Source organism: Pantoea sp. EA-12 (assembly GCF_030053355.1).
Lineage (GTDB): Bacteria > Pseudomonadota > Gammaproteobacteria > Enterobacterales > Enterobacteriaceae > Pantoea > Pantoea vagans_C.
Map to the genome: position 1 here is coordinate 58,946 of NZ_JASGBY010000014.1, position 12,692 is coordinate 71,637.

10 protein-coding genes are annotated in these 12,692 nt (G+C 54.2%); 7 read left to right on the plus strand and 3 right to left on the minus strand.

Features of this window, described 5'->3' with window-relative positions; genetic code table 11:
* The first annotated feature begins 92 nt into the window (after positions 1 to 92).
* The 6 genes from bcsE to QMZ30_RS19370 all read left to right on the plus strand — a co-directional run bounded on the left by bcsE (position 93) and on the right by QMZ30_RS19370 (position 8,989).
* The gene (bcsE, locus tag QMZ30_RS19345; RefSeq protein ID WP_283228628.1) at positions 93 to 1,640 is read left to right on the plus strand and encodes a cellulose biosynthesis protein BcsE; all 1,548 of its coding nucleotides are present in this window, start codon (positions 93 to 95) and stop codon (positions 1,638 to 1,640) included.
* Positions 1,640 to 1,828 (plus strand): cellulose biosynthesis protein BcsF, encoded by a 189-nt coding sequence (gene bcsF, locus QMZ30_RS19350; protein WP_039329173.1) that lies wholly within the window; start codon positions 1,640 to 1,642, stop codon positions 1,826 to 1,828. Before bcsE ends, bcsF begins: the two co-directional genes overlap by 1 nt.
* Positions 1,828 to 3,468: a cellulose biosynthesis protein BcsG gene (bcsG, locus tag QMZ30_RS19355; RefSeq protein WP_283228629.1), complete on the plus strand. Its 1,641-nt coding sequence runs from the start codon at positions 1,828 to 1,830 to the stop codon at positions 3,466 to 3,468. The genes bcsF and bcsG overlap by 1 nt, the downstream gene beginning before the upstream one ends.
* A 237-nt stretch (positions 3,469 to 3,705) precedes the next feature.
* Complete coding sequence (hmsP, locus tag QMZ30_RS19360; RefSeq protein WP_283228671.1) at positions 3,706 to 5,718, plus strand: biofilm formation regulator HmsP; 2,013 nt, start codon at positions 3,706 to 3,708, stop codon at positions 5,716 to 5,718.
* Positions 5,719 to 5,948: 230 nt separating this feature from the next.
* Positions 5,949 to 7,229 carry a dicarboxylate/amino acid:cation symporter gene (locus QMZ30_RS19365; RefSeq protein WP_039329177.1) on the plus strand — a complete coding sequence of 427 codons (1,281 nt, stop codon included), beginning with the start codon at positions 5,949 to 5,951 and terminating at the stop codon, positions 7,227 to 7,229.
* Positions 7,230 to 7,474: 245 nt separating this feature from the next.
* On the plus strand, positions 7,475 to 8,989 hold the full coding sequence (locus QMZ30_RS19370) for a M16 family metallopeptidase (RefSeq protein ID WP_283228630.1): 1,515 nt from the start codon (positions 7,475 to 7,477) through the stop codon (positions 8,987 to 8,989).
* A 95-nt stretch (positions 8,990 to 9,084) separates the two neighbouring features.
* On the opposite strand, the gene QMZ30_RS19375 is transcribed toward QMZ30_RS19370, so the two are convergent.
* From QMZ30_RS19375 to kdgK, 3 genes are all read right to left on the minus strand, one after another.
* On the minus strand, positions 9,085 to 9,333 hold the full coding sequence (locus tag QMZ30_RS19375; RefSeq protein WP_283228631.1) for a hypothetical protein: 249 nt from the start codon (positions 9,331 to 9,333) through the stop codon (positions 9,085 to 9,087).
* 10 nt (positions 9,334 to 9,343) lie between these two features.
* Positions 9,344 to 10,216, minus strand: coding sequence for an alpha/beta hydrolase (locus tag QMZ30_RS19380; RefSeq protein ID WP_283228633.1), 873 nt, complete (start codon positions 10,214 to 10,216; stop codon positions 9,344 to 9,346).
* 472 nt (positions 10,217 to 10,688) lie between these two features.
* Positions 10,689 to 11,627, minus strand: coding sequence for a 2-dehydro-3-deoxygluconokinase (gene kdgK, locus QMZ30_RS19385; protein WP_283228634.1), 939 nt, complete (start codon positions 11,625 to 11,627; stop codon positions 10,689 to 10,691).
* Between the two features lie 284 nt (positions 11,628 to 11,911).
* Here kdgK and pdeH point away from each other — a divergent pair, with 284 nt between their 5' ends.
* On the plus strand, positions 11,912 to 12,685 hold the full coding sequence (gene pdeH / locus QMZ30_RS19390) for a cyclic-guanylate-specific phosphodiesterase (protein ID WP_058970334.1): 774 nt from the start codon (positions 11,912 to 11,914) through the stop codon (positions 12,683 to 12,685).
* Positions 12,686 to 12,692: the final 7 nt, after the last annotated feature.

Below are 12,692 nucleotides of genomic sequence, written 5' to 3' on the forward strand. Positions count from 1 at the left end.
TTGAGATTGCGCAGGTTTTTATTTATTTCAGCAGTTCCAATCGTCGTCGTCTATATTAAACTAGCCTGGATTGTTCTGATCGTGAAACAAATATGAAAAATCTCTATGCGCTTGGCCTACAACAGGTTCAGCAAGAATTAATTACCCTACAAAGACCAGGGTTTTACTGGATCACCAGTCAGCGTCAGGAAGATGCCAGATTACTGCTGCGTCAAGTGGTTAGCCATCAGCAGGCGGCAACCCTGGTCAGCGCAGATGAGAAGCCACAAGCGCTGCTCACTCCCGATCCTGTCTCTGGCCCAGCGCGTATCCCGTTATTTTCTTTGCCGGCCAATAAAGCCAGCCTGCAGCACCTTGAGAATGATTTTGCCCGCGTATTGAATAGCCGTAGTGGCCTCGTGCTGTTTTACAGCAACGCCGCGCTATGGAGTAAATTATCCGAGGATGAACTGACGCAATGGGTTAAACGCATGTGTCGATTGTTAATCAAAAAACAAATCACCTTGCTATTGATCACCTCGGGTACGGCAATTATTCACTTGCGTAATCATCTTCAGCGTTATTTTCGCCAGCTTGATGGTGTCGCTCATTTAGAATTTCAACAAGATAGCTGGCAATACCGAATTAACTGGTGGTACTCCGCAGACAAACTTTTGGCGGACCGCGCTATTCGACTCAGTTGCACTGATAATCAATTTTGTGCCGCCAACGAAACGGAACAACATATTCCGCTCAGCCTGAATGATGAAAATCAATTCCTTGCTCAGGAAGGTGTGTTAGAAGGTGCGCCGCCGCTGTCCAGCCAGTGGCAACTGTTTAGCGACAATGAAGGGGTGTTCTCTCGTGCTCAGCAGGCGAATGCGGCAACTGTCATTTTTAGTCTGGCACACAATCAGGATATCAATACCTTAGCGAAGATGGTCCACAGTTTGCGTCGTTCACGCGGTAATACCTTGAAGATTGTAGTACGCGAAATCAGTACCAGTCTTAGATACAGTGATGAACGCCTGCTGCTGGCCTGCGGCGTGAATGCCATTGTGCCAACGGCAGCCACTTTATCTCGTTTCCTCACCACGCTGGAGGGGATTCAGGGGCAGCAATTTACCCGTCACGTGCCGGCCAATCTCTCGGCATTGATGCAGGCGCTGCAACCGCTCCAGCAGAAAGGCTATCTGCCGCTGGAGAACTTCTGCACCGCCGTGCAGCAGTTAATGGGCAACACGCTGCTGCCGGAAAATGACAAAGGTTTGATGGTGGCGCTGCGTCCCGTCCCTCAGTTGAAGCCGGAGCAGGTTCTGACGTTGTGTAAACCGCGCCGCTTCGGTGATTTGGTGACGTTGATTAATGACCGCATTTATTTGTTCTTATCCTCCTGTCGTTTTAACGATCTGGATATTGCGCTGAAGTCGATTTTCTCACTGCCGCATGATGAGTTGTTCAGTAACCGCGTGGTGTGGTTTGAGGACAATCAGATTCTGTCGGAAGTGCATAAGATTCGCCAGCTGACCCCGGTGGCACAACGTGAAGTGCAGATGGCTTCGGTGGAGATACCGCCGATCTATCCGACGGCGGTTGCTGAAATGCGCAGTGCGCAAACACCCCAACCGATTATTCTCAACCTCGATGGAGATCGCCACTGATGACACTGATGGATTGGGTGCAGGTGGCGATCCTGCTGTTATTAATTTTGCTGTTCCTGAAATCGTTGTTTGTGCGCTGGTTACCGCGCAGCAGCACCAGCTTGCTGATGCGTTTGCTGCCGCCGCGCGCGCTGAAATCGGAAGGGCAGTGGCAACGCAAACCCGCTAAAACGGATACCAAAGCGTAATGAGTGATACTAAACCTTCGACGCTACACGCTTCGTGGTGGCGCGGTCTTGGCGGCTGGAACTTTTATTTCCTGATCAAATTTGGATTGTTGTGGTACGGCTATCTTAATTTTCATGCGCTGAGCAATCTGGTGTTTCTGGCCTGGCTGCTATTCCCGCTGCCGTCTCGCCGTTTGCATCGCATCAGAAACTGGATTTCGCTGCCGATTGGCTTTGCGCTGTTCTGGCATGATACCTGGCTGCCAGGACCTGAATCGATCATGAGCCAAGGTGGTCAGTTGGCCGGTTTCTCCGCGGCGTATCTGCTCGATCTGGCTGAACGTTTCATTAACTGGGAGATGATTGGCACCGGCTTTGTGCTGCTGGTGTTGTACCTTTTCGTGGCCCAGTGGATTCGCGTAACTGTTTTGGTATCGCTGATGTTGATCTGGTTGAACGTGCTGACGATTGCCGGTCCGGCGATGAATTTGCTGCCGACCAAAGCCGCCACGCCGGAAGTGGCGCTGAGTGACAAGCCTTCTACGACCAAGGCGCCAGATGGCCTGGATCAATCGGCGCCGCCGACCAGTGCAAATTTGACCTCGTGGCTCAATCGCTTCTACGACAGTGAACGCCAACGCGCCACCCACTTCCCGGATGCCTTGCCTGCGGATTCTCAACCGTTCGATATTCTGGTGATCAATATCTGCTCCCTGTCGTGGTCAGACATGGATGTAGCGCAATTGCGTGACCATCCACTGTGGAAGCACTTTGATATCGTGCTGAACAATTACAATTCCGCCACCGGTTACAGCGGCCCGGCAGGGATTCGTTTACTGCGTGCCAGCTGCGGCCAGACCTCGCACAGCAATTTGTATAAAGCCACCGATCAGCGTTGCTATCTGTTTGATAACCTGGCGAAGCTCGGCTTTAAGCAAGAGCTGATGATGGATCACACCGGCGTGTTTGGTAACTATCTCAAAGAGTTGCGCGAAGAAGGCAATTTGCAAGCACCGCTGATGTCGCAGGCAGGTATTGCGCCGGAGTTGACCTCTTTTGACGGTTCGACCGTGTTCAATGATGGGCAACTGATGCAGCGCTGGCTTGATGACCGTACCAAGAGTAGCGATGCGCGCAGTGCCACTTTCTATAACCTGATCCCGCTGCATGATGGCACGCGTGAACTGGGCAGCACCCGCACCGCCGACTGGCAGCCGCGCGCGAAAGTGCTGTTTGATCAGCTGGATACTTTCCTGACCAATTTGCAGAAATCCGGTCGTAGAGTCATGGTGCTGGTGGTGCCTGAACACGGTGCTGCGCTGCAGGGTGATAAGATGCAGATGTCTGGCCTGCGCGATATCCCCAGCCCAAGTATCACCCATGTGCCGGTGGGTATTAAGTTTGTTGGCATGAAGGCACCACATCAGGGCCAACCGCTGACCATTGATACGCCGACCAGTTTGCTGGCGATTTCCGAGATTATTTCCCGCGTCGTCGATGGACAGGTGTTTAACGCGCCCAACGTGAATATGTCGGTGCTGGCAGATAATTTACCGCAGTCGCCAGTGGTGTCAGAAAACGATAACGCCGTGGTGATGATGTATCAGGGTAAACCCTGGATACGTCTCAACGGTGGAGATTGGGTCGCGTATCCGCAGTAATTTTTGCATGAAAACGGTCGGCATCAATGCCGACCTTACAACGCGTGGGGTGCGCATGGATGCGCACCGTTGCAATATCCGCACGTTGTTGACAGGTGCACAATTCCTAATCACCCACTTATCTGCCTCTCACGACCACTTTTCGACTTTATCCCGGCGCAAAAAATCACTGACCTGCGATATACTCGCTGCGCATTTCATCTAAAGACACGGCGTGAGACGCCGGGAGAGGTTTTGTTGCGCGTTAGTCGCTCGTTAACGATAAAGCAGATGGCAACGGTGTCCGCCGTGGCAGTGGTGACCATCAGCATTTTTATCGTCATCCAGTTATTCCACTTTGTGCAGCAGCGCAGGATTGACTACGCCCAGCAGATGGAGAATATCGCGCACACGGTGCGTCAGCCGCTGTCTGAAGCGGTACTCAAAGGCGATATTCCGCAGGCGGAACGCATCCTTAATACCCTCAAACCCGCCGGCATTTTGTCTCGCGCGGATGTGGTATTGCCCAACGCATTCCAGGCGCTGCATGCTGATTTCGTACCGGAAAAACCAGTCCCACGCTTTGTTGCGCGTCTGTTTGAGCTGCCGGTGCAAATTACCCTGCCGCTCTATTCTGTTGAGCGAACCGGTTTGCCGAAGCCGATCGCTTATCTGGTGTTACAGGCCGACTCCTCTCGGGTGTATCAATTCCTGCTGAGTACGCTTTCGACCATGATCACCACCTATTTGCTGTTGGCACTGATACTCTCAGTGGCCATCAGCTGGTGTATTAATCGCCTTATCGTGCATCCTTTGCGTAACCTGTCGCGTGACTTGCAGGAGCTACCACCGCAGGCCATTCTCACCCACAAACTGGATTTGCCGCACAATCATCGTGACGATGAAATCGGCATGCTGATCCGCAGCTACAACCGCAATCAGCAGGTGCTGGAGTCGATTCATGATGAAATGAGCCGCATGACCACCCATTTTGCCGTCACCGACTTGCCCAATCGCGCACTGTTCCTGGCTCTGCTCGATCAGCATGCCAGCCATCGCCATCGTCGTCAGCCATGGGGCTTGATGGTGATTCGCATTGAAACCTTACAGGAAGCCAACGGCGTCCTTAGCGATGAGCAGCGCGATACCCTGATGCTGACGCTGGTGGAAAAAATTCGCAGCACCGTGGACGATCACACTTTGCTGGCGCAAACCGGACCGAGCGATTTTGCGCTATTGATGAAGCGCGCCCACAATCCGTTCCGGGCGATGCGGCTGGCACGCAACCTGATGATCCGCATCAATCAGCCTGTCAATCTGCATCAATTGCAGTTGCGTCCCAATGCCAGTATTGGTCTGGCGCTGTATGACGATAGCGTCGTCAGCGCGGGCGAGCAGCTTGATCGCGCCACCTCCGCCATGATGTCGGCGCGTCATCAGGGTAAAAACCAGATTCTGTTCTTTGACCCGGCACTGACTGAACGGGCGCAAAAACGTCTGACGCAGGAGCACGATATCTTGCAGGGCTTACAGGACGATGAGTTTGCACTCTATCTGCAGCCGCAAATCAATATGGAAACCGGTGAGCTGGCCGGTGCCGAAGCGCTGCTGCGCATGCGTATGCCGGATGGCAGTTACGGATTATCAGAAGAGTTTATCGCCAGCGCCGAAGAGATTGGCGTGATTTCGGCGATAGGCCGCTGGGTATTTGAAGAAGCCTGCCGCATTCTCGCCGCCTGGCAGAAGCAAGGCATTAATATCCCACTGAGCGTCAATATTTCCGCCGTGCAGTTGCGGGATGCCAGCATGGTGAGCCATTTGCAGGGGCTGCTGGAGCGCCATCGCATTTCTCCGGGTAATTTTGTGCTGGAGATTACGGAAACCGCGCAAATTGGTGATGCTGAGCAGGCGATATCCCTGCTGCGTGCGTTGCAGCAAACCGGCGTGGCAGTAGCGCTCGACGACTTCGGTATGGGTTACTCGAATCTCAACTATCTGCATCAATTTAAAGCACTACCAGTGAACAAGCTGAAGATGGATCGCAGCTTCGTTGCCGCACTGCCCGATGACGACACCATGGTGCGTATTGTGTCAGCGATTGCCGACATCATTCACCTTGACGTGATTGCCGAAGGTGTTGAAACGGAAGAGCAGCGTGACTGGCTACTGGCGCGCGGAATTACCATAGGGCAAGGCTACTTATACGCAGAAGCCTTGCCTTTACACATCTTTAATCAACGCTGGCTTACGCCATCGTCACATCCTGAATAATCACCTGATTAATTGATTTTCCTTGATAAAACGCTGATTTACCGTGTGCTGAAGCGTTTCAGTTCATAGTTAGAGTTTTGTAACTTTTGTAAGGAATGTAAGGGTATATTAATCCTGTTAACGGGGTGTTATTTTCCCGCAATCGGTAAGGTTTTTCGCTTCCAGGCGGCTTGCCGCATGCGTTCTCCATAATAACGGCGGTGAATTCCGTCTATACCTGGACACCTGTTATGAAACTGTTCAAAAGCCTCTACTTTCAGGTGCTGGTTGCCATCGGCATCGGCGTCCTGTTGGGCCACTACTATCCTGAGTTAGGCGCGCAAATGAAGCCGCTTGGTGATGGTTTCGTTAAGCTGATCAAGATGATCATCGCCCCCGTGATTTTCTGTACGGTGGTGACCGGTATTGCCGGCATGGAGAGCATGAAAGCCGTTGGACGTACGGGCGCCGTTGCGCTGCTCTATTTTGAAGTGGTCAGCACCATCGCGCTGATTATCGGTCTGGTCGTGGTTAACGTGGTGCAGCCGGGTGCGGGCATGAACGTTGACCCGGCAACGCTCGACGCCAAAGCCGTGGCGGTTTACGCCCAGCAGGCGCAAGAGCAGGGTGTTATCGCCTTCTTGTTGGATATCATCCCGAATAGCGTGATTGGCGCCTTTGCCAGCGGGAACATCCTGCAGGTGCTGCTGTTCGCTATTCTGTTTGGTTTTGCCCTGCATCGCCTGGGTAACGCCGGTACCGTGATGTTCAACGTCATTGAGAGCTTCTCGAAAGTGATCTTCGGCGTGATCAACATGATTATGCGCCTCGCGCCAATCGGTGCTTTCGGTGCCATGGCCTTTACCATCGGTAAATACGGCGTCGGTTCACTGGTGCAGTTGGGGCAGCTGATTATCTGCTTCTACATTACCTGTGTGCTGTTTGTGGTGGTGGTGCTGGGGCTGATTGCGCGTTGGGCGGGCTTCAATATCTTCAAGTTCGTCGCTTACATCAAAGAAGAGCTGCTGATTGTGCTGGGTACTTCTTCTTCGGAATCCGCGCTGCCTCGCATGCTGGATAAGATGGAGAAGCTGGGTTGTAAGAAGTCGGTGGTGGGGTTAGTTATCCCGACCGGCTACTCATTCAACCTGGATGGTACCTCGATCTACCTCACGATGGCGGCAGTGTTTATCGCTCAGGCCACCAACGCGCATATGGATATCTTCCATCAGATCACGTTATTGGTGGTGCTGCTGCTCTCCTCTAAAGGGGCTGCGGGTGTGACCGGCAGTGGCTTTATCGTGTTGGCAGCGACCTTGTCTGCAGTGGGACATCTGCCGGTGGCGGGTCTGGCGCTGATTCTCGGTATCGACCGCTTTATGTCCGAAGCGCGTGCACTGACTAACCTGGTGGGTAACGGCGTGGCGACCGTTGTCGTGGCGAAGTGGGTCGGTCAGTTGGATGAAGAGCAGATGAAAGCGACGCTTTCTTCAGCGAAAAAGGTGAATAACGCATCACAAACCAGCATCTAATCGGCTAATTGCGTTAATTTCCCGAGAAATGCCCGCTGTCGCTTGCCCTGACAGCGGGCATTTGCATAATAAACCCCATTGATTTTTTTCCCGATTTTTTACCTCGTTGCGCGACATCCTGACCATCCTGTGGTCAAAGAGTCTGTTCTTCAATAAACGTGGCGGCGAAATGCCGCGTCGGTCACCCCTGTTGTGACCGTTTATGTCGCGATAACGAGCGTTGATCTGTTTGAGTAGGGGTTCACATGCAGGGCACCAGAATTCGGCTTTTGGTTGGCGGATTGATCCTTGCGGCATCCGGCTTTGGCGCACACGCTGAAACACTCCAGCCCGATCCCGCCTGGCAGGAAGGTAAACTGGACAATGGTTTTAGCTGGCAGCTTCTGACAACGCCACAGCGTCCGAGCGATCGCATTGAGTTGCGCCTGATCGTTAACACCGGCTCGCTGGTGGAGAGCGCGCAGCAAACGGGCTTCAGCCACTTGATTCCACGTATGGCGATGGTACACAACGCCGCGTTGGACACCAACCAGCAACGCGCACTGTGGCAGCAGGCGATGGACCCGCAGCGACCGCTGCCACCGGCGATATCGTCATACGATTACACCCAATACAACCTGAGTTTGCCAAATAACCGCCCTGAGCTGCTGAAAGAAGCGCTGAGCTGGCTGGCGGCGACCGCAGGCAAAATGACCATTAATGAGCAGGTGATCTCGACCGCGTTAACCGCGACCGACCCGATTGCCACCTGGCCACCTAACACCCAAGACGTGTGGTGGCGTTATCGTTTGAAAGGCTCAGCGATGCTGGCGCACGATCCTGGCGAACAGCCGCGTGCACCGGTAGATATCGCTCAACTGAATAGCTTCTATCAGCAGTGGTACACCCCGGATGGCATGACGCTGTACGTGGTGGGCAACGTGGATAGTCGCAGCATGGCCGAGCAAATCAATAAAGCGTTCTCACCGCTGAAGGGCAAGCGCGTGGCCCCGGCTGCACTGCCGACGCTGTCACCGCTGCCGCATCAGGCGGTTAACCTGGTGAACGGCGGTATGAACCAGGATCGTCTGTCTTTGGTGTGGGATACGCCGTGGCAACCGATTCGCGACTCGCAAAATCTGCAACATTACTGGCAGAGCGATCTGGCGCGTGAAGCCCTGTTCTGGCATGTGCAGCGCTCGCTGGCGGACAGCAAAGCGCAGAACGTCCAGGTCGGTTTTGACTGCCGTGTGCTGTACCAGCGTGCACAGTGTTCCATTAATATGGACAGCCCTAATGCCTCGCTGGCGCAGAACATGAATCAGGTGGCGAAAGAGTTGGCGGTGGTGCGTGATAAAGGCTTACCGCAGGAAGAGTTTGATGCGCTGATGGCGCAAAAGCTGTTAGAGCTGAACAAGCTGTTCGCCACTTACGCACGTACCGATACCGATATTCTGATGGGGCAGCGTTTGCGATCACAGCAGAATGCGGTGGTGGATATCGCACCGGAGCAGTACCAGAAACTGCGCCAGGCGTTTCTCAGCGAATTGACACGTGATCAGCTTAACCAGGAACTGCGCCAGCAGCTGACGCAGGAACTGACGATGGTGCTGATTCAGCCGCAGGGCGAACCGGAAACCAACGTGAAGATGCTGCAGGACAGTTGGGACAAGGTGATGAAGGTGCCCAATGCGTCTGCCGCACCGGCTGCGCCAGATGATGCCAAACCGGAAAGTAATGGCAGCGCGAGCGCCACTGACCCGGCGCAACCGTCGTCATGACCCACCAGTAAGGTGTGATGCCCGGTTGTACCTAAATGCGCACCCTACGAAACCGCGTGATCGTCGTAGGGTCGCTATTTATGGCGTAATGCTTGTCAGTTAAGCGACTGACGATAACGCTGTCTGGGGCCGCTTCTGGGCTGGCGGTCCTCGCGCCGCTCTCGCGGTGCCTTCACTTCATTCGTCTGCCTTAACGGACCGGTGCCGATGGAACATCCATGTTCCAGCGCCACCTTTCGCCCGCGTCCTGCGGGCTCTCCTGGCAGACTCACTCCGTTCAGCGCTGCGGATGCCTGCCCCGAAGCGGCCCCAGCCTGCTCATCAGCTTCAGTGCGTGTTGTCACAAAGGGCACCCTATGTCTTTGCTCTTAACCATTCTGTCACTAGCATCGGCCAGCTGGCTAGCGGTAGATCCGCCACGCCCCGGATGCCAAATCCGTGGCCGCCTTTCTGATAGAAGTGAATCTCCACCGGCACTTTGTGCTCCCGCAGCGCGCTAAAGAACACCATGCTGTTATTCACGGAAACCGACTCATCATCAGTGGCGTGAATCAGCAGCGTGGGTGGCGTTTGCGCATGCACACGCGTTTCCAGTGAATAGGCTTCAATCAGCTTCTGATCAGGCCACGCGCCGAGCAAGCGGGTGCGCGAGCTTTCGTGCGCCAGCCCGTCACGCATGCTGATTACCGGATAAAGCAGCACCATCGCATCCGGGCGCGGTGAGAAGCTGTCGGCCTGATCCTGAACCGGGTAGACCTTCTCGGCAAAGCGCGTGCCCAGGCTGGCGGCCACATGTCCCCCGGCAGAGAAGCCCATCATCACAATATATTTGCCATTCATGCCGCGCTGCGCACGATCTCGCAGCACGCGCACCGCACGCTGCGCATCGGCCAGCGGTGCATCTGGTCCTTCATGATGACCATCATAGGGCAGGCGATAGGTCATCACCGCCAATGTGTAACCCATTGAGGTGAAGAAGGTGGCGAGCGCGCTGCCTTCACGGTCAATCAGTACCCGCTGATAGCCCCCGCCAGGCGCAACCAGCAGCGTAATCCCGTTGGAGGTTTCCGGATGCCAGATTGCCATCTCCGGGCAACGCACACCGGTGGCGGCGCGGTCATAGGGTTCATATTCTTTCGCAAGATCGACGATTTGCGGTTGAGCGCGCGAATCGCTCGCGCCTGGCGCATCACCGTGCGGCCAGATATTAATAATTTCTGTGTGCATACAATCAGTCCTGAGCGAGTCATGTTGTCGTTATTCTGTTCGCGGCCGGAGTAACAGCGTCCTGCTGTTATTGATTAAAACATGGTCTGTTTTCCCGCTGGCGTCCAGCCGAAAACCGCCGATTTCATCAGTTTCGGACTATGCCTGGCGGCCCGTTTTCTTGCCGTAATTGATTGAATTTAAATTGATCTTATTAGTGAGGCTGAAGTGGTTGTGAGGGTTATCTGTCGGATGGGGATGAGTGGCGATGATGATGAAAATTAGCAGTGAAAAATGCGTTGATAATGCAAATTTCCCTGTGGCTTCGGTAAGTCGGGTTAATGATTTTTTCAGGGGCGCGGATCAATTTGGTCGCGGCGCGATGTATCGCGCAATAGATTGCGCCGCGAAGGATTTTGTAGGGTGCGGCCTTTAGGCCGCACGTTGCCGCCATCGGGCGCGCCAAGGCACGCCCCTACCAACAGTAGCGGTTTTATGGATGATGCGGCATGGCCTCCAGCGGGATAATTGCGCCACGATGCTGAATCACCGTACTGGCGGTGAGATGACCACGCGCTGCGGCATCTTCCGCGCTTCCACCGGCTAAACGCACCGCCAGGTAACCGGCGCTAAACGAATCGCCTGCGGCAGTGGTATCGATCACTTTTTCTTTTGCCAACTTAATCGCCGGCACTTCGCACAGGGCATCGTCGCCTATCGCTACTAAGCAAGAATCGGCACCGCGTTTAATGGCGATCTCCTGCACGCCAGCCTCACGCGTTCGCGTAATCACCGCTTCCAGCGGCTGTTCGCCCCATAGCAGATGTTCATCGTCAAGCGTCAGGAAGGCCATGTCGGTGTGTCGCAGCATCTCAGCGTACGCCTGCTGTGCGCTGGCTTGGTCAGCCCACAGGCGCGGACGGTAGTTGTTATCGAAAATCACTTTGCCGCCGTTTTGACGGCAGGCGCTGAGCAACGTCATCAGCTTCTCGCGGCTGGCCGCAGGCAGGATCGCCAGACTAATTCCGCTGAGATAGAGGTAATCGTAATGGGCGAGTTGCTGGCAGATCGCCTCAGATTCCGGACTATCCAGCCAAAAACGTGCGGCCGCATCGTTGCGCCAGTACCAGAAGGTACGTTCGCCATGTTCGTCGGTTTCAATGAAGTACAGGCCCGGCATTTTGTTATCGAGGCGCTGAATCAGCTGGGTTTGCACCTGCTCTTGCTGCCAGGCGGCGATCATCTGATCGCTGAAACTGTCGGTGCCGAGTGCGGTGACATAATCTACCCGTAACTGCTGGCTATCTGACTGACGCGCCAGATAGACCGCGGTATTCAGCGTATCACCGCCAAAACCGCGTTTGATGTTCTCACCCTTTTCAGACAGCTCAATCATACATTCGCCAATGATGGCGATGGTCTTCTGCGTCATGATCTTTAACCTGTAGTGAATTCTGCTGACGAGTCTCGCGCCTGGTATGGCAGCTGTCAATGGTTTTTAAAACGATGTTTTAATTTAGCTTAAGGTGGTGAATGGCCCCGTCAACGGTGATTTAGCGGCCAAAGCGCCGTTTGTTTTGCCGATTAAGCCTGACACGCGCTGATACACTCAACTGCTCGTGTGGTTGCTGAGACACATAAAGTTATCCCGTTGATAGCCGATACTTGCCGCTGGGATGTTATTTGCAGGCACCCACCACCAACCAGGAAAAAACCATGGTGATGAATAATTTAAGTCATCGGCTGCCTATTTCAATTGAACTGGAGCAACAACAGGAAACGCGTCTCTTCTGGCAGCAGTGCCAACGATTCTATACTTTCCAGCCGATCTACCAGGTCTCCGGCCGTTTACTGGCCATTGAATTACTGACTGCGGTGACTCATCCCTCCGCACCAGAGAAAAGGTTGTCGCCCGAAACCTATTTTGATGCGCTGAATATCGCGCAGCGTCTCGACGTCGTCGAGGAGCAGCTTGAGCTGTTATTACAGTGGTCACACTTTTTCACCCAGCGTCAGTTGGTGGCGTCCGTTAATATCGATGGCCCGACGTTGATGGCAATACAGCAACATGCTGGGATTCGTGAATTAATCTCTGAACTGCCGTGGATGCGCTTCGAACTGACCGAACACCATGCGCTGCCGCAGGAGGAGATGGTGGCGAAGATGCCCGAGCTTGGGCCGTTGTGGCTGGATGACTTTGGATCTGGCATGGCGAACTTCTCTGCGCTCACCGAACTGCGCTATGACTATATTAAGCTGTCTCGCGAGCTGTTTATGCTGCTGCGTTCAACCGATGAAGGTCGCTCACTGTTTTCGATGTTACTGGCGCTCATCAACCGTTATTGCAACGGTGTGATCGTGGAAGGCGTTGAAACCGAAGAGGAATGGCAGCAGGTGCAGAATTCGCCCGCTATGGCCGCGCAGGGCTATTTCTTCTCGCGCCCGGTTCCGTTCAGCGAACTGGAAAATATGGCACTTGAGCTTCCCTGATCCCGTT